This is a genomic window from Citrobacter sp. 21OH12SH02A-Citro (genome assembly GCF_027919895.1).
GTDB lineage: Bacteria > Pseudomonadota > Gammaproteobacteria > Enterobacterales > Enterobacteriaceae > Citrobacter > Citrobacter braakii.
In genome coordinates this window covers 2,883,049-2,899,659 of sequence record NZ_CP114801.1, presented here as the reverse complement: position 1 = coordinate 2,899,659, position 16,611 = coordinate 2,883,049, and the positions used below count along the sequence as shown (strand labels likewise).

Annotated in this window: 16 protein-coding genes, 3 tRNA genes and 1 pseudogene; 12 read left to right on the top strand and 8 right to left on the bottom strand. The window is 52.2% G+C overall.

Annotation, left to right across the window (positions count from 1 at the left end; translation table 11 throughout):
* Positions 1–42: 42 nt before the first annotated feature.
* Positions 43–118: transfer RNA gene (locus O6D90_RS14150), tRNA-Asn, on the bottom strand.
* A 113-nt stretch (positions 119–231) separates the two neighbouring features.
* Entirely contained in the window at positions 232–384 is a 153-nt protein-coding gene (locus O6D90_RS14145; protein WP_016156199.1) for a hypothetical protein, read from the bottom strand.
* Positions 385–444: 60 nt separating this feature from the next.
* Here O6D90_RS14145 and nac point away from each other — a divergent pair, with 60 nt between their 5' ends.
* A complete protein-coding gene (gene nac, locus O6D90_RS14140; RefSeq protein ID WP_016156200.1) occupies positions 445–1,362 on the top strand; it encodes a nitrogen assimilation transcriptional regulator NAC in 918 nt (305 codons plus the stop codon).
* A gap of 101 nt (positions 1,363–1,463) precedes the next feature.
* Entirely contained in the window at positions 1,464–2,414 is a 951-nt protein-coding gene (gene cbl, locus O6D90_RS14135) for an HTH-type transcriptional regulator Cbl (protein WP_016152661.1), read from the top strand.
* Positions 2,415–2,456: 42 nt separating this feature from the next.
* Here cbl and O6D90_RS14130 read toward each other — a convergent pair.
* Together O6D90_RS14130 and O6D90_RS14125 are read right to left on the bottom strand one after the other, a co-directional pair.
* Positions 2,457–2,532, bottom strand: a tRNA-Asn gene (locus O6D90_RS14130).
* A gap of 99 nt (positions 2,533–2,631) precedes the next feature.
* Positions 2,632–4,119 carry an EmmdR/YeeO family multidrug/toxin efflux MATE transporter gene (locus O6D90_RS14125; protein ID WP_278085702.1) on the bottom strand — a complete coding sequence of 496 codons (1,488 nt, stop codon included), beginning with the start codon at positions 4,117–4,119 and terminating at the stop codon, positions 2,632–2,634.
* A 160-nt stretch (positions 4,120–4,279) separates the two neighbouring features.
* On the opposite strand from O6D90_RS14125, the gene O6D90_RS14120 reads away from it, so the two are divergent.
* Positions 4,280–4,355: transfer RNA gene (locus tag O6D90_RS14120), tRNA-Asn, on the top strand.
* Between the two features lie 98 nt (positions 4,356–4,453).
* Here O6D90_RS14120 and O6D90_RS14115 read toward each other — a convergent pair.
* Positions 4,454–5,549: pseudogene (locus tag O6D90_RS14115) on the bottom strand (TonB-dependent receptor domain-containing protein); the annotation flags it as partial.
* 273 nt (positions 5,550–5,822) lie between these two features.
* Here O6D90_RS14115 and hinT point away from each other — a divergent pair.
* The 8 genes from hinT to O6D90_RS14075 all read left to right on the top strand — a co-directional run bounded on the left by hinT (position 5,823) and on the right by O6D90_RS14075 (position 11,867).
* Complete coding sequence (hinT, locus tag O6D90_RS14110) at positions 5,823–6,182, top strand: purine nucleoside phosphoramidase (protein ID WP_016156204.1); 360 nt, start codon at positions 5,823–5,825, stop codon at positions 6,180–6,182.
* A gap of 2 nt (positions 6,183–6,184) precedes the next feature.
* A complete protein-coding gene (locus O6D90_RS14105; protein WP_016152672.1) occupies positions 6,185–6,559 on the top strand; it encodes a YcfL family protein in 375 nt (124 codons plus the stop codon).
* 13 nt (positions 6,560–6,572) lie between these two features.
* On the top strand, positions 6,573–7,214 hold the full coding sequence (gene lpoB, locus O6D90_RS14100) for a penicillin-binding protein activator LpoB (RefSeq protein ID WP_016152673.1): 642 nt from the start codon (positions 6,573–6,575) through the stop codon (positions 7,212–7,214).
* Positions 7,195–8,019 carry a thiamine kinase gene (gene thiK / locus O6D90_RS14095; protein ID WP_016156205.1) on the top strand — a complete coding sequence of 275 codons (825 nt, stop codon included), beginning with the start codon at positions 7,195–7,197 and terminating at the stop codon, positions 8,017–8,019. Before lpoB ends, thiK begins: the two co-directional genes overlap by 20 nt.
* Positions 8,020–8,029: 10 nt before the next feature.
* Positions 8,030–9,055: a beta-N-acetylhexosaminidase gene (nagZ, locus tag O6D90_RS14090; RefSeq protein WP_016152675.1), complete on the top strand. Its 1,026-nt coding sequence runs from the start codon at positions 8,030–8,032 to the stop codon at positions 9,053–9,055.
* 21 nt (positions 9,056–9,076) lie between these two features.
* Positions 9,077–9,619, top strand: a complete 543-nt coding sequence (ycfP, locus tag O6D90_RS14085) for an alpha/beta hydrolase YcfP (protein WP_003030817.1) — start codon at positions 9,077–9,079, stop codon at positions 9,617–9,619.
* A gap of 236 nt (positions 9,620–9,855) precedes the next feature.
* Positions 9,856–11,160, top strand: coding sequence for an NADH-quinone dehydrogenase (gene ndh, locus O6D90_RS14080; protein ID WP_016152676.1), 1,305 nt, complete (start codon positions 9,856–9,858; stop codon positions 11,158–11,160).
* A gap of 167 nt (positions 11,161–11,327) precedes the next feature.
* Complete coding sequence (locus tag O6D90_RS14075; protein ID WP_003030814.1) at positions 11,328–11,867, top strand: glycine zipper 2TM domain-containing protein; 540 nt, start codon at positions 11,328–11,330, stop codon at positions 11,865–11,867.
* 57 nt (positions 11,868–11,924) lie between these two features.
* Here the strand turns inward: O6D90_RS14075 and O6D90_RS14070 are convergent, their stop codons facing one another.
* Both O6D90_RS14070 and comR read right to left on the bottom strand, forming a co-directional pair.
* Positions 11,925–14,105, bottom strand: a complete 2,181-nt coding sequence (locus tag O6D90_RS14070) for a TonB-dependent siderophore receptor (RefSeq protein ID WP_088583134.1) — start codon at positions 14,103–14,105, stop codon at positions 11,925–11,927.
* Positions 14,106–14,359: 254 nt separating this feature from the next.
* A complete protein-coding gene (gene comR, locus O6D90_RS14065) occupies positions 14,360–14,995 on the bottom strand; it encodes a TetR family copper-responsive transcriptional repressor ComR (RefSeq protein WP_016156207.1) in 636 nt (211 codons plus the stop codon).
* Positions 14,996–15,238: 243 nt separating this feature from the next.
* On the opposite strand from comR, the gene bhsA reads away from it, so the two are divergent.
* The gene (gene bhsA / locus O6D90_RS14060; RefSeq protein ID WP_029139491.1) at positions 15,239–15,496 is read left to right on the top strand and encodes a multiple stress resistance protein BhsA; all 258 of its coding nucleotides are present in this window, start codon (positions 15,239–15,241) and stop codon (positions 15,494–15,496) included.
* Positions 15,497–15,580: 84 nt separating this feature from the next.
* On the opposite strand, the gene ldtC is transcribed toward bhsA, so the two are convergent.
* A complete protein-coding gene (ldtC, locus tag O6D90_RS14055) occupies positions 15,581–16,546 on the bottom strand; it encodes a L,D-transpeptidase LdtC (protein WP_016156209.1) in 966 nt (321 codons plus the stop codon).
* Positions 16,547–16,611: the final 65 nt, after the last annotated feature.

The following is a 16,611-nucleotide window of genomic DNA, read 5'->3' as shown; positions in this document are numbered from 1 at the left end:
AGCAAAAAGCCTGCTTAGTTTCCTAAGCAGGCTTCTTAAATTTGGCTCCTCTGACTGGACTCGAACCAGTGACATACGGATTAACAGTCCGCCGTTCTACCGACTGAACTACAGAGGAATCGTTTGAACGAGGCGCATATTAGCGAGGGCGATGAGGCTTGTCAAAGGGGGAAATACATTTGTGCGTTCGTTTGCTGACAAAATCAGCAAAGCGGCGATCTTTCCGTCTTTTTATGCTTTTGCCCCATTCTGGTGCGCGTCTACCTCTTCCAGGGCAGCCAGAATGAGAGATTCAGGTGTGCAAAAAGTCCATTCTTCACCTTTGAGCCTGACTTTACGCGGTTTTAACCGTAAAACACGGCTGCTGACTAAACTGGCAAGCATCTTGCAATCCTGAAATTAATGACTGCCAGCACGGGTTCTGGTATTCCGACAGGAGGCAAAATGAACTTCAGACGACTGAAATATTTCGTGAAAATCGTCGATATTGGTAGCCTGACCCAGGCAGCGGAAGTGTTGCATATCGCGCAACCCGCGCTGAGCCAGCAGGTTGCTACGCTGGAAGGCGAACTGGATCAGCAACTGCTGATTCGCACCAAACGCGGCGTCACACCGACGGAAGCGGGGAAAGTGTTGTATGCCCATGCGCGGACGATTTTACGCCAGTGCGAGCAGGCGCAACTTGCGGTCAATAACGTGGGTCAGACCCTGGGGGGACAGGTCTCTATTGGCCTGGCACCGGGGACGGCGGCGTCAGCCATCACTATGCCGTTATTACAGACAGTACGAGCAGAGCTGCCCGATGTGCTGGTCTATTTGCATGAAAACAGTGGGGCGGTGCTGAATGACAAGCTGCTCAGTGGGCATTTAGACATGGCGGTGCTCTACGAGCGCTCACCCGTGGCGGGTATCAGCAGTCAACCGTTGCTTAAAGAGGATCTGTACCTGGTCGGGACGCGTGATTGCCCGGGGCAAAGCGTTGATTTAGCCGCGGTGGCGCAGATGAATCTGTTTTTGCCACGGGATTACAGCGCAGTTCGCCTGCGTGTAGATGAAGCTTTTTCGCTTCGTCGCCTGACGGCCAAAGTGATTGGCGAAATTGAATCTATCGCCACCTTAACGGCTGCCATCGCCAGTGGGATGGGCGTCACAGTGTTGCCTGAGTCGGCGGCCCGTTCATTATGTAATGCCGCTAACGGCTGGATGGCGCGGATAACAACCCCATCGATGAATCTGCCATTATCGCTGAACGTCTCAGCCAGAGGGAGCTTATCGCCGCAGGCACAGGCCGTGAAGGAGATCCTGTTGTCGCTGGTAAGCCGTCCGGCACTGGAAAACCGCGAGCTACAGCTGGTCAGCTAAACCTTATTCCCTCCAGGAATAAGATGCGGGTTTTTATTATTTGTTATGCCGGGCATCAGACTTTAACAATAGCGTAATGTCTGATGCGCCCGGAGCGAAAAGTGAATTTCCAGCAACTTAAAATAATCCGCGAGGCGGCCCGTCAGGATTACAACCTGACGGAAGTCGCGAATATACTGTACACCTCGCAGTCGGGAGTCAGCCGACATATTCGTGAACTTGAAGATGAACTTGGCATTGAGATTTTTATCCGTCGCGGTAAACGCCTGCTGGGCATGACCGAACCGGGCAAAGCCTTGCTGGTTATTGCCGAGCGTATTCTGAATGAGGCCAGCAACGTTCGCAGACTGGCGGATCTGTTTACCAATGACACGTCCGGTGTACTGACGATTGCCACCACGCATACACAGGCACGCTATAGCCTGCCCGCGGTGATTAAAGCCTTTCGTGAGCTCTTCCCTGAGGTGCGTCTGGAACTGATCCAGGGTACACCGCAGGAGATTGACGTACTGTTGCAAAACGGTGGGGCAGACATCGGGATTGCCAGCGAGCGACTGAGCAGCGATCCGCTGTTGGTAGCTTTTCCCTGGTTTCGTTGGCACCACAGCCTGCTTGTTCCTCACGATCATCCCTTGGTGAAAACGTCTCCTCTCACACTGGAATCTATCGCCCACTGGCCATTAATTACGTATCGTCAGGGGATTACGGGGCGTTCCCGTATCGATGAGGCATTTGCCCGTAAAGGGTTAGTGCCGGATATTATCCTCAGCGCCCAGGACTCGGATGTGATTAAAACCTATGTGTCGCTGGGGCTGGGAATCGGGCTGGTGGCAGAACAATCCAGTGGAGAGCAGGAGGAGGGGAGCTTAACCCGTCTGGATACCCGGCACTTATTTGATGCAAATACCGTCTGGCTGGGCCTGAAACGCGGGCAACTGCAGCGCAACTATGTCTGGCGATTTATTGAGCTATGCAACGCAGGGTTATCCGTCGATGAAATCAAGCGCCAGGCGATGGAGCCAGATGAAGCCGTGATTGATTATCAGATATAATGCAAAAAGCCTGCTTAGTTTCCTAAGCAGGCTTCTTAAATTTGGCTCCTCTGACTGGACTCGAACCAGTGACATACGGATTAACAGTCCGCCGTTCTACCGACTGAACTACAGAGGAATCGTGTGAACGAGGCGAATATTAGCGATGCCACTCAGCGTTGTCAAAGCCTGAATAGATAAATGCGATTGTTTGCTGAAATATTCCCCATTTCGCCGCTTATTCAGACGCAACCGGTTGTTTTATGCACTTTTCACGCTCGGGGCGAGGATATTTCCATAACCAGCGGCCTGTAACCATACGCCAGTAAAATAACGCGGCGCGCACGGCCCAGTCGAAGAACATCCCTAGCCAAACGCCGACTACGCCCCATCCTAATACAATTCCCAAGGTGTAACCCGCCACAACGCGACAGCCCCACATGCCCAACATCGATACCCACATCGCAAAACGCACATCACGTGCGCCCTTAAACCCTGATGGTAGCACCCAAGATGCTGCCCATATCGGCATAAACGCTGCGTTGAGCCAAATTAGGATGACAATGACCTCTTTTACATCCTGATCGTGAGTATAAAATGAGGCCATAACGCCGGCAAAAGGGGCGGTTAGCCAGGCGATGGCGGTTAAGCCGATTGTTGAGAGCCAGAATATATGGCGTAACTGGATTTCCGCTTGGGCTATCTGACCATTTCCCAGACGCCTGCCGGTAATGATTGTCGACGCTGAGCCTAAAGCATTCCCCGGCAGGTTGATGAGCGCGGCGATGGAAAAGGCAATGAAGTTTCCGGCAATTACGCTGGTTCCCATGCCGGAGACAAACATCTGCGTTAACAGTTTACCGCCATTAAATAGCACTGACTCAATACTTGCCGGAATACCGATCCCCATAACTTCCCAGATAATGGCGAGATTGAGCGGCTTAAAATAGCTTTTGAAGGGAATTCGCAGCGCCGGATTAAAACCAATCATCAGCACCCAGATAATGGCGAACGCACCGATGTAGCGTGAAATGGTCAGCCCGAGTCCTGCCCCCACAAATCCCAGCCCTTGCCAGGAAAAGACCCCGTAGATCAGGATGCTGCTGATGATGATATTTAGGATATTCATACCGCCATTAATCAACAGCGGAATTTTGGTATTTCCGGCTCCGCGAAGTGCGCCGCTACCGATCAAAGCAATGGCTGCCGCCGGGTAGCTGAGCACCGTTAGCTCCAGATAGGTGAGTGCCAAAGCCTTAACGTCGGGAGTTGCTTCACCGGCGACAACGTCAATAATCTGTTCACCAAAATAGTGAATGACCGCTGCCAGCACGGTAGCAAAAATCGTCATGATCACCAGCGATTGTCTGGCTGCTGACCTTGCCCGTCGACGATCTCGTTTTCCCAGGCTAAATGCTACCACCACCGTGGTTCCCAGATCGATGGCGGCAAAAAACGCCATGATGACCATGTTGAAACTGTCGGCGAGACCAACGCCAGCCATTGCTTCTTTTCCCAACCAGCTAACAAGGAAGGTACTCAGTACGCCCATCAACAGCACACAGGTGTTTTCCAGAAAAATGGGGACCGCAAGCGGAGTGATTTCGCGCCAAAAGAGAACCTTATAACTCTTGCGTTTAGCATACCAGGGCGTGCGGGAAGCGACCTGGCGTAAGGCAGCGGAGACGTTCAAAGTGGACCTTAAAGAAGAAAGTTGAAACCTCATTTCAAATGATGAGGGAGAATCCAAAAAGCTGCAAAGTTTTTTCCATTTAAAATGTCTGGAAATGCAACAAACTGTCGAGAGAAGCATCAATTGAAACTTATTCGGGGAAATGGGGTTTGACAAAAATTTTTTCGCCGCTAAGATAAGCCTCCACAACGATTCCTCTGTAGTTCAGTCGGTAGAACGGCGGACTGTTAATCCGTATGTCACTGGTTCGAGTCCAGTCAGAGGAGCCATATTTAAGAAGCCCGCTTAAGGAAACTTAAGCGGGCTTTTTTTTTTCTCAGTCCAGTGCATCCACCTGACGAGCAGGTGGAGCGTGATGTGTTTCGAATCAGAACTGATAGCTGGCGGTGACGCTGACGTTGCGCGGCTCGCCATAGACGATAGATCCGTCGACATTGGTGTCGTAGGTTTTATCGAACAGGTTATTGAGGTTACCCTGCACAGAGACGTTTTTCGTCACCTGATAGCGAGTGAATAAATCGACCAGGGCGTAGCTTCCCTGTTCCGCACGGAATGTGCCAAACGGCGTGACCGTATCTCTATAAACACGATTCTGCCAGTTATCGGTGATCGCACCGTTAACTTCGAATTCGACCCCTTTGCTAACCGTACCCTCCATCGCTTTATAGGCCGTGTCGCCATTGCTACCGGCAATTGGTACGCCGGTTGATTGGCCCACGTTATCCTGTTCAATGCGGAACACCGCGAGGGTGGTGGTTAAACGGCTGTTCATCCAGTCGGACTTCAGGCCAAGTTCATAGTATTGCCGGTAATTGGGGAGAGATATTTACCGGAACTGTCGCGCTTGTTCTGCGGCTGGAAGATTGAGGTATAGCTGGCGTAGGTAGACCAGTTATCGTCAATGTCATACACCAGGCCCGCATACGGCGTGGTGTGGTTTTGTTCCATGCTGTAGGCGAGGGTGTCGATACGCCAGTTGGTATAACGCGCGCCGACAATCAAATGCAGTGGGTCGGCTAGCGAAATACGTGTTGCGGCGTAGAGCGATTTCATGTGCGTGGTATCGTCCTGGGCCAATGACTGCGGGTTCCAGTTGGTTTCCGGGAAGTTACCATCGAAGGTATAGAAGCTGCCGATTTCGTTGGGGAATACGTTCGCCCACGCGCTTTCGTAACGGTTATTCTGTTTGCTGTAGCTGCCGCCCAGCATCAGATTATGCTGACGACCAAACAGGTCGTAACCGCTGTCGGCGAACAGATCGACGGCATCCACCTTACGCTTGCCGCTGTTCCAGCCGGTACCTCCGACGTAGTCATAGCCCGGACCATAGCTGCCATACGGGCCAATCAGCGTACCATCGGCTTTATTGACATAGGCATCGACGTACATCATTTTACTGTCAAATTTGACCTCGGAGTGGGTGGCTTCATGGTCGCCTGCCAGGTATCGGCCAAACGTTGCTGGCGTCGTTATTCTGGTAGCCCTCAACGATCACCGTCTCTTCAGCAGGGGCTGCGAGGCTGGTGGAGGGCATAAGTGAAATGTTGTTTCAGTACTATGCTTAAGCAATAGCGACGGGAAATGGTTATAAGAACAGCAGTGGCAGGGCTTTTTGCTTAAAAAATCGAGGGTTAAAGTTGAAAGAGCGTGAGTAACTCGCTCATACTCTATACTCGCAGAGTGACCCGGCGTAGCATGGCATAACGCTTGGGCTGTTAATGAAAAAGGAAAACGTCGTGGCAGAAGAAACTATATTCAGCAAAATTATCCGTCGTGAAATTCCGTCAGATATCGTGTACCAGGATGAACTGGTCACTGCGTTTCGTGATATTTCCCCTCAGGCACCTACGCACATTCTGATCATTCCTAACGTCCTGATCCCGACCGTCAACGATGTGACGGCGGAACACGAGCAGGCGCTGGGTCGCATGATCACCGTAGCGGCGAAAATCGCCGAGCAGGAAGGCATTGCTGCGGATGGGTATCGTTTAATTATGAATACCAATCGTCACGGCGGTCAGGAGGTGTATCACATTCATATGCACCTGCTGGGCGGGCGGGCGCTGGGTCCAATGCTTGCGCATAAAGGTCTGTAAGCATGACCAGAGGATGCATTGCACTTTCACTGAGCTTGCTGCTACTGGCTGGCTGTCGGGCACATCCTGAAATTCCGGTAAGTGATGAACAGTCGCTGGTGATGGAATCAACGATTCTGGCTGCGGGCATTACAGCAGAACAGCCGACGTTAACCACGTCTGATATTCAGGCCTCAGCATCCTCGCGACTTTATAACGAAAGACAAGAACCCGTTACCGTTCATTATCGGTTTTACTGGTATGACGCCAGAGGACTGGAAATGCATCCTCTGGAAGCGCCACGCAGCGTGACTATCCCGGCTCATTCGTCGGTGACGCTGTACGGCAGCGCCAATTTTCTGGGGGCGCACAAGGTTAGACTTTATCTTTATTTGTAAGGGGTGAATCTTGATGATCAAAATGAATCGCTACGCACTGATTGCCGCGCTGGCGATGTTTCTCTCTGGCTGTGTGGCGCAACGTGAGCCCGCCCCCGTAGAGGAAGTGAAGCCGGTGCCGGAACAGCCCGCGCAGCCGCAACAGCCGGTGCCGGTTGTACCAACGGTGCCAAGCATACCGCAGCAGCCGGGTCCGATTGAGCACGAGGACCAAACGGCGCAGCCGACGCCACGTCAACGTCACTATGACTGGAACGGGGCTATGCAGCCGATGGTCGGTAAAATGCTGCAGGCTGACGGCGTCAAAGCGGGAGGTGTTCTGCTGGTTGATAGCGTGAATAACCGGACCAACGGCTCGTTGAATGCCGGTGAAGCCACCGAGACCTTGAGGAACGCGCTGGCGAATAACGGCAAGTTTACCTTGGTTTCCGCCCAGCAGTTGGCTGTCGCCAAACAGCAGTTAGGTTTGTCGCCGAACGACAGTCTGGGAACGCGCAGCAAAGCGATTGGTATCGCCCGTAACGTTGGCGCACAGTATGTGCTCTATTCCAGCGCCTCCGGCAACGTCAATTCGCCGGCCCTGCAAATGCAATTAATGCTGGTACAAACTGGCGAGATAATCTGGTCAGGTAAAGGTGCCGTACAGCAACAATAACCGGCTGACGCGCGACGAGGTGTTGTCGCGCTATTTCCCGCAGTATTATCCCGTCGTAGCCAACCAGAGCGGCCTGAGCGGCGGGAGCTGCATCATCGAACACGATACCCACCGCTTAGTGTTGCGCTGTCATCACGACCCTGACGCGCCGGAATCGCATTTCTTACGCCACTATCACGCGTTAAAGCACCTGCCTGAAAGCCTTGCGCCGCGCCCCCGCTTTTATATACGAGGGTGGATGGCGGTCGACTTTTTTCACGGTAAGGTAGAATCCAGATTGCCGGACGCCGACGAACTCGCTGGCTTATTGTATCATCTGCACCAACAACCCCAATTGGGCTGGCGAATCAGTCTGCTGCCGCTACTCGAACAGTACTGGCAGTGTGGCGATCCGGCGCGTCGTACGCCATGCTGGTTGCGAGCGTTGAAGCGGCTCAGGAAAAGCGGTGAGCCTCGACCTTTGCGTCTGGGGCCTCTGCATATGGATGTCCACGGTGACAACATCGTACGTACAGCATCAGGGCTGCGGCTGATTGACTGGGAATATGCCGGAGACGGTGATATCGCTCTGGAGCTGGCGGCGGTTTGGGTCAAGGACGAATCTCAGCACCAACGGCTGGTTAGCGCCTACGCCCAACGAGCGCACATTGAACAAAACGCGCTGTGGCGGCAGGTCAGACGATGGCGGCCTTGGGTCATAATGCTGAAAGCGGGGTGGTTTGAGTATCGCTGGCGACAAACTGGCGATCGACAATTTATCAGGCTGGCCGATGAAACCTGGCGGCAGCTAATAATGAAAGGATAAGGAGAGCAGTGTGGGCCCAGTAATGTTGGATGTCGAAGGGTATGAGCTGGACGCTGAAGAGCGTGAGATTCTGGCGCATCCGCTGGTAGGTGGGTTGATCCTCTTTACCCGAAATTATCATGACCCGGAACAGTTGCGTGAATTAGTGCGCCAGATTCGCGCGGCATCACGCAATCATCTGGTGGTGGCGGTAGATCAGGAAGGCGGCAGGGTACAGCGTTTTCGCGAAGGATTTACGCGTCTGCCCGCGGCCCAATCCTTTGCTGCGCTGCACGGTCTGGAAGACGGCGGCAATCTGGCTCAGGACGCCGGATGGCTAATGGCCAGCGAAATGATCGCAATGGATATAGATATCAGTTTTGCGCCGGTGCTGGATGTGGGGCATATCAGCGCGGCGATTGGCGAACGCTCTTACCATGCCGATCCGCGGAAAGCGCTGGCTATGGCGACCCGCTTCATTGACGGTATGCATGCTGCTGGCATGAAAACTACCGGTAAACATTTCCCCGGGCATGGGGCAGTGACGGCGGATTCGCATAAAGAAACCCCAACCGATCCACGTTCAGAAGCCGAAATTCGTGCAAAAGATATGTCCGTGTTCCAGACATTGATTACGGAAAACAAACTCGATGCCATTATGCCTGCGCATGTCATCTACAGTGACGTGGACCCGCGTCCGGCGAGCGGTTCGCCACACTGGCTGAAAACGGTGCTGCGTCAGGAGCTTGGTTTCGATGGCGTCATTTTCTCCGATGATTTGTCGATGGAAGGGGCGGCGATTATGGGAAGCTATGCGGAGCGTGGTCAGGCATCGCTGGATGCGGGTTGCGATATGATCCTGGTCTGCAATAATCGTAAAGGCGCGGTCAGTGTGTTAGATAATCTGTCGCCGATCAATGCAGAACGTGTTACACGTTTGTATCATAAAGGTTCATTTTCACGTCAGGAACTGATGGACTCGGCACGCTGGAAGACGGTAAGCGCCCAGCTCAACCAGCTTCATGAGCGCTGGCAGGAAGAGAAAGCAGGTCATTAACGCAAGTTTGGCGAGGATGCGATGATTATCTATTTACACGGTTTTGACTCTAACAGCCCGGGCAACCACGAAAAGGTGTTGCAGCTGCAGTTCATCGACCCGGATGTCAGGCTGATTAGCTACAGTACGCGGCATCCTAAACATGACATGCAGCATCTACTGAAAGAAGTGGACAAAATGCTGCAGCTTAATGTGGACGACCGTCCGCTGATTTGTGGCGTGGGGCTCGGGGGATATTGGGCTGAACGGATTGGTTTCCTGTGTGATATTCGTCAGGTAGTGTTTAATCCCAACCTGTTCCCGTATGAGAACATGGAAGGAAAAATCGACAGGCCTGAAGAGTATGCCGATATCGCGACAAAATGCGTGACCAATTTCCGCGAAAAGAATCGCGATCGCTGCCTGGTGATCCTGTCACGTCATGATGAAGCGCTCAATAGTCAGCGTTCGTCAGAAGAGCTGCATCATTTTTACGAGATAGTCTGGGACGAAGAGCAGACGCACAAGTTTAAGAATATCTCCCCGCATTTGCAGCGCATCAAAGCGTTCAAGACGTTAGGTTAATCCTCAATGAACGTGTAAAAAACCAGCCTTCGGGCTGGTTTTTTTGTTCTTAAAGTTCGTGTTGTCTATCTTTTCAGCATCAAAACTTGATACACATCAATTTTGGTATGACCAATGCACCGTTCGTGTTATTCTCACTCTCGAAGAACATTTTCATTATCGTAACTTGTTGTTAATTAAAGGCTATACCTATAACTTTTAATTAACAATTGGTTAATGAATTTAAGGGGGTCACGTTGACTACACCATTAAAAAGAATCGTGATTGTCGGCGGCGGTGCTGGCGGACTGGAAATGGCGACGCAGCTGGGTAAAAAGCTGGGGCGCAAGAAAAAGGCCAAAATCACGCTGGTGGACAGAAACCACAGCCATTTATGGAAACCGTTACTGCATGAAGTCGCGACGGGTTCCCTGGACGAAGGCGTGGATGCGCTGAGCTATCTGGCGCATGCCCGTAACCACGGTTTCCAGTTTCAGTTGGGTTCGGTGGTGGATATCGATCGCGAAGCGAAAACCATTACTCTTGCCGAACTGCGCGATGAGAAGGGCGAGCTGCTGGTTCCTGAGCGCAAAGTCCCGTATGACACGCTGGTGATGGCGTTGGGTAGTACCTCCAACGATTTCAATACGCCGGGCGTCAAAGAAAACTGCATTTTCCTGGATAACCCGCATCAGGCGCGTCGTTTCCACCAGGAGATGCTGAATCTGTTCCTGAAGTATTCCGCGAATCTGGGCGCTAACGGCAAAGTAAATATCGCCATTGTCGGCGGCGGTGCGACGGGGGTTGAACTCTCAGCCGAGCTGCACAATGCGGTAAAACAGCTGCACAGCTATGGTTACAAAGGGCTGACCAACGAAGCGCTGAACGTTACGCTGGTAGAAGCCGGTGAGCGTATTCTGCCTGCGTTGCCGCCGCGTATTTCCAGTGCTGCGCATAATGAGTTAACCAAACTGGGCGTACGCGTACTGACCCAGACGATGGTAACCAGCGCTGATGAAGGCGGCCTGCATACCAAGGATGGCGAGTACATTGAAGCCGATCTGATGGTGTGGGCTGCGGGGATCAAAGCGCCAGACTTTATGAAGGACATTGGCGGTCTGGAAACCAATCGTATTAACCAACTGGTGGTTGAGCCGACTCTGCAGACCACGCGCGATCCCGACGTGTACGCGATTGGCGACTGCGCTTCCTGCGCTCGCCCGGAAGGTGGTTTTGTGCCGCCGCGCGCTCAGGCTGCGCACCAGATGGCAAGCTGCGCAATGAACAACATTTTGGCGCAGATGAACGGCAAGCCGCTGAAAGCGTATCAGTACAAAGACCACGGCTCTCTGGTTTCACTTTCTAACTTCTCTACCGTGGGTAGCCTGATGGGTAACTTGACCCGTGGTTCGATGATGGTAGAAGGGCGTATTGCGCGCTTTGTGTACATCTCACTGTACCGCATGCACCAGATTGCTCTGCACGGTTACTTTAAAACCGGTCTGATGATGCTGGTTGGCAGCATTAACCGGGTGATCCGCCCGCGTCTGAAACTGCATTAATACGGCTTATGGCGTCGGATGATTGTACTTATCCGGCGCCTTCCTTCAGAGTTCTCCGAATCATCCTGCCTTCGCTCCTCCTCGTGCTATTTTCATCCGTAATCTGATTGGCATTCCTTACCTTCTGTTGCAAAGTTGTTGCTAATAGCAAAAAAGGAGGAAGTCCCGTGAATAAATCTATGTTGGCGGGTATAGGGATTGGCGTAGCTGCTGCGCTGGGTGTTGCAGCGGTGGCCAGTCTTAACGTTTTCGAGCGTGGCCCACAGTATGCACAAGTTGTCTCTGCAACACCGATTAAAGAGTCGGTAAAAACACCGCGCCAGGAGTGTCGGAACGTGACGGTCACGCACCGTAAGCCGGTACAAGATGAAAACCGTATCGCGGGTTCCGTGTTGGGTGCGGTTGCTGGTGGCGTTATCGGCCATCAGTTTGGCGGCGGACGCGGTAAAGATATTGCTACCGTGGCCGGTGCTTTAGGCGGCGGTTATGCAGGTAACCAGATCCAGGGTTCGATGCAAGAAAATGATACGTACACTACTACGCAGCAGCGTTGTAAAACGGTGTATGACAAATCTGAAAAAATGCTGGGCTACGACGTGACGTACAAAATTGGCGATCAGCAGGGGAAAATCCGTATGGATAAGGACCCCGGCGCGCAAATTCCGTTGGATAACAACGGACAGTTGGTACTAAATAACAAAGCGTAAAATAGCATTATCCTGAACATTAGCCCCCCATTCGCTCAGGCTGGGGGGCTTTTTTTATCAGAAGGTTAAGGCGTAGTTCAGACCAAACGTGCGGCCCCGGCCCTTGTATTCATACAGTGACGGGCTACCGTAGGTTGGGCTGTACAGCAGTGGCGCACGTTGTCCCCACAGCGTGGTGTATTCTTCATTCAGCAGGTTTTCCACGCTAAAGGTCAGTTTACCCAACGGGAGCTGATAGCTGCCGATAAAGTCCATCGTGTTATAGCCGTCCAGCTTATTGCCGCTGGCGTCCGTCAGATCAAATGTTTGCTGGCTCTGTACGCGCAATGTCCACGGTTCAGGTGCCCAGCCGACCCACGCGGTGGCTTTGGACGGGGAAGCCAGGGTGACATCCCATTTCTGCCACTTACCGTTTTGCTTCACTTCCGATTTAATGACGTTGAAGTTGCCGCCCAGACTCCAGTCCGTATCCGCAATGAAATAATCCACCGCACCTTCAAGGCCATAAATGCGGCGATCGTCGGGCTGGACGTTAATGGTCATATCGCTGCGGTTGATAACGATCGATTTATCCGAAGTAGAGTAGTAAGCGGCCAGCTGCGTGCGCAGACTGTCGCCAGTGTAGCGCCATCCCAGTTCGTAGGAGTTAACTTTAATCCCCTCCAGGCGTGAGTCCCCCACGTTGACGCTGCGCTGGAGCTGGTAATGATCGCCAACCAGGGAATAGGTGCCGTTACCGTAATATTTCCCCGGGTCCGGAAGCTCCACGCCCTGAGAGAAGTTAAACCATGTCTGCTGACGGTCGGTCAGGTGGGCGAGAATACCGGCGTTAAACAGGAAATTATCGTAATCGGTTTTACCGCCAGGAATGGTATCGGCGGAGTTTGCCAGGCCGGTGGCAATTCCCTGTTGTTGGGCATAACCCACGAAATCATCCACCCTGTTTTCGGTCCATTGATAGCGCACACCGCCGCTGAGGGTAAAGATGTCGTTAATGTCATAGCTGTTCTGCAGGAAAGGCGCGAAGTTGGTGATGCTGTAACCGGGGTAACGCCCGGTGGTATAAGCGGTTCGGTTGTCCATACCGCCGGAGGGCAGGGACCAGGCCAGATCGAAGAATTTCTGATTGGAATCGAAGGTTTCGTGATCGGCATCGACACCCCAGGTCAGCTCCCAGTTGTCCATCAGCTGGCTGTTGAGGGTGATTTTGGCACCAAACTGGTCTGTGTCCTGCTGCGATGCGGAGAAACTGGTGACCTTGCCTTTGCTCAGCGTAGGGAAGGGGTAGAATTTCAGCGATTCGTCACGGTAATAGATTTGGCTGACCAGGTTCTGGCCGAAGAAATCCGCGTCTGAATACTGCAGGCTGATCAGATGACGCTCGGTGCCGGGAATACGATCGGAATTCAGTCCGCTGCTGGTATAAGCCTTACCGATTCCCGTCACGGCGGACATGTTCTCGCCAAGATCCAGTCCGTAATCGTCGTCCCCCTGGCTCTTATAATACTGCGTAACCAGTTGTAACTGACGGTTGTCGTCAAGCTCAATCGTTCCGGTGCCCATCACGTCCAGACGATCGGAGTGCTGCAGGCCGGTTTGGGTGTTATCCAGCAGCAGGGCATCGTGATTGCCGTCATACCAGCCGCCAAACCGTTGATACGCGACGGACATGCGCCCGGAAGCGCGATCGGTTCCTCCGCTCACCGCCGCGGCAACGCGTTCATCATGATCGTTACTGTTATTGAAGCCGCTTTTACTCCCCAGTTCGAGTTCAACTTCACGCTCCGGCTGGCCTTTTTTGGTGACAATGTTGATTAACCCACCGGTACTGCCGCCGCCATACAGTGAGGTTGCACCCGAGATGACTTCAATGTGTGCGATGTTAAACGGATCAATAGAATCAAGTTGACGACTGTCAGTACGCGAGGAGTTCAGACGGACACCGTCTATCAGTACTACGATGGCACGACCGCGCATATTCATGCCGTAGTTTGTGCGCCCCTGGCTGCTGACATCGATTCCTGGGATTAACTGAGCAAGAACATCTTTGAACTCTTTCCCCCCCTGAACCTGCTGTTCAATCTCACTTCCTTCAATAACCCAGGTCGTTTGCGCCATTTCTGCCACGGTGCGTTGACTACGGTTGGCACTGACGATGAGGTTATCTTCCTCAGCCGCGATGGCTGGGAGAGTTAAAGACAACAAGAGAGGATTGAGCACCCAGAGACGCTTATGCATTTGTATTCCTTTTAAAAAGAGTCGATCTGTTTTTGTTATGGCGGTAGAGAAACCGATAGTTACATTGTGAAACAGGCGTTAAAACAAATGCGAATATTGCTGATAATAATTGTTGTTATCAATACATTTTACAAAAAATGATCGGATAAGATGATGAAAACACTGAATAATGTAGGGGTAATCCGCGGAAATCTAACCGGGGGCTTAATCAGCTCCCGGTGGTGTCAGTACTGCGGGGAAATAGCGGGAAAGGGTTAAACTTTGATAAGTTCAGGCCACAGTCGCAGAGTCGTGTGTGCGATCTGCATCAGTTTTTCAAACGTTGCGCCTTCACGGGCGCTGATCGACATACCCTGTAAAATACAGTTCAGGTATTCGGCCAGTTTTTGTACATCGCAATGGGCCGGAATTTCGCCTCGTTGCTGGCGCTGGTGAAGGAACTGGGTAAGCGTCTGTTCCTGCATGGCATGGCGGGATTTCACCGTGTGCGCAATATCCCGGGAGGAGGCCGCCAGTGTCGCGGATGTGTTAATCATGAAACATCCCGCCGGGGTGTCTTTACTGGTAAAGCAGGTCGCTATTGCGGTGAAATAGTCTTCCAGCGCGCACTCAAGACTTTTTTCTTCACAAAATAACTGGGCTTCATGTTTCGCCGCGAAGCGGGTGATGTAGCGGTCCAGTACGGCACGAAACAACCCCTCTTTATTGGTGAACTCCGCATACAGCGTGGGCGCTTTTGCGCCGGTTGCTTCTACGAGATCGGCGAGCGATGTCGCTTCATACCCGTGCTGCCAGAAGAGTGTCATGGCCTTATCAAGCGCGGCTTCCCTGTCGAACACTTTTGGTCGGCCACGGCTTTTTTTAGCACAACCTGTCATTTCAGTTGTCATGGCGCCGATGTACCTTTGTTGGGTTTATTGAATAACCATTATAAAAATATTCGACTGCACACTCCAGCGGATTAGCGATAAAAATAATTTAACGCTATTGATATGAAAAATAAGGTCTTTGTATTTTATATAACGATCATTATAAAAAAATGTTGACGTGTGACCTGGATCACATCTATGATTTACCTATCGATCGTTAAGTTAATATTTGCGACACACATTCATCTGCTAAAGGTCACTATCATGAAAAACGTAAAAACTCTGTTTGTTGCTGCTGTTCTTAGCTCACTCTCATTTGCAAGCTTTGCTGCCGTTGAAGTTCAGGCCACACCTGCGGGCCAACAGAAAGTCGGTACTATTTCTGCGAATGCGGGGACTAACTTAGGTTCTCTGGAAGATCAACTGGCGCAGAAAGCGGATGAGATGGGGGCGAAGTCTTTCCGTATTACTTCTGTTACCGGTCCTAACACCCTCCACGGGACTGCAGTTATCTACAAATAAGATTTAACCCATCGCAATGCCACTGCGAGTTAAATAAAAACCCCCGCGGAATAAAATCCAGCGGGGGTTTTTTATGCGCTGAGTTTACAGCGGTTGTTGAGCAACGTCGTGATGACGGGTGACATCGACCGGCATGCCTGAGCGAATCTCCATCGCATGTTCCATGACGGCAGAGTCCGTTTGCGCCGCATTCTTAAACGTCTGCATGGATGCGTTCAGCACGATCGGCAGCAATTGCGGGTCGTCATTGATTTTTTCGGACAACGGCTGGTGCACTTCAACCAGGCGCACGCCGTTAGGTTCAACAGATGCTTTGATTGGCGTATTGATAATATTGACCTTGGTTCCTGGCTTCACCTGACGGAACAGGGTTTCGATATCACCGTCGCGTAGACGAATACAGCCGGAACTGACGCGCATTCCGATGCCAAAGTCAGCATTAGTTCCGTGCAGCAGGTACACACCGCCGTATGCCGCTAAGCGAATGGCATGATGGCCCATCGGGTTATCCGGCCCGGCAGGCACCACGGCAGGAAGGTCGATCCCGTTCGCTTTGTATCGCGCGCGGATATTTGCCGTAGGCGTCCAGGTCGGGTTGGCACGTTTATCAGAGATGGTGGTTACCATTGTGGGCGTCAGCGTGTCACCGCCTAACTGGCCAATACCAATAGGATACACGGTCACCGAATTTGTCCCTGGCTGGTAATAATAAAGACGCAGTTCGGCGAGGTTGATAACAATGCCTTCGCGCGGCGCGTCCGGCAGCAGAGTTTGTAACGGAATAGTCAGCACGCTGCCCGGACGTGGTACGTAAGGGTCAACGCCGGGGTTGGCCTGTAGCAGCGCCAGAAAGCCGACATTGTATTTTTTCGCAATCGCTTCCAGAGAACCGCCATTGTCTTCGACAACATGAACGGCATTCTGACCCACCACGCGGCTTCCCGGTGGCGGCAGCGGCCAGGTATTTGCCTGGGCCGGAAGTGCTAACGCGAAGGTCGCGGCAAGCGTAAAAAATGCTAACCAGCGAGAGAGTCGTTTATTGTTTAACATCACCATAAATCCATTGTTTTTACGTGGTTTTTATTATGTAAAAGTAAACAAGAATTATGGCGGTT